The sequence below is a fragment of the Pseudoalteromonas sp. CR1 genome, assembly GCF_019392235.1.
In the GTDB taxonomy this organism is placed as follows: Bacteria; Pseudomonadota; Gammaproteobacteria; order Enterobacterales; family Alteromonadaceae; genus Pseudoalteromonas.
This window is the reverse complement of sequence record NZ_JAHXRM010000141.1, coordinates 1-281: the sequence shown is the minus strand read 5'-3', so window position 1 is coordinate 281 and position 281 is coordinate 1. Positions and strand designations below refer to the sequence as shown.

Below are 281 nucleotides of genomic sequence, written 5' to 3'. Positions count from 1 at the left end.
ATGAATGGCTACCAATCCTGGACGGTCCGGCTTCAGACCAGAGAAGTGTTTTGCTAAAAAAGAAAAAGGGTAGCCGAGGCTACCCTTTTTAATCAATCGCGCTTGAAGCATGGCGGCTGGGCCGCTTACTTCTTGCGGATCTGCTGGAGCGTGCGCAGCTGAGCTGCAGCTTCGGCCAGACGTACAGCAGCAGCGCTGTAGTCGAAGTCCGCGCCCTTTTCGTTCAGGGCCTTCTCGGCAGCCTTGACGGCTTCCTGAGCGGAGGCTTCATCCAGGTCGCC

Annotated in this window: 1 protein-coding gene; it reads right to left on the bottom strand. The window is 57.3% G+C overall.

From position 1 onward, the window contains the following. Window positions 1-125: 125 nt before the first annotated feature. The coding region (locus KZZ04_RS18835) for an ATP synthase delta/epsilon chain alpha-helix domain-containing protein (protein ID WP_306430591.1) at window positions 126-281 on the bottom strand (156 nt) is incomplete at its 5' end.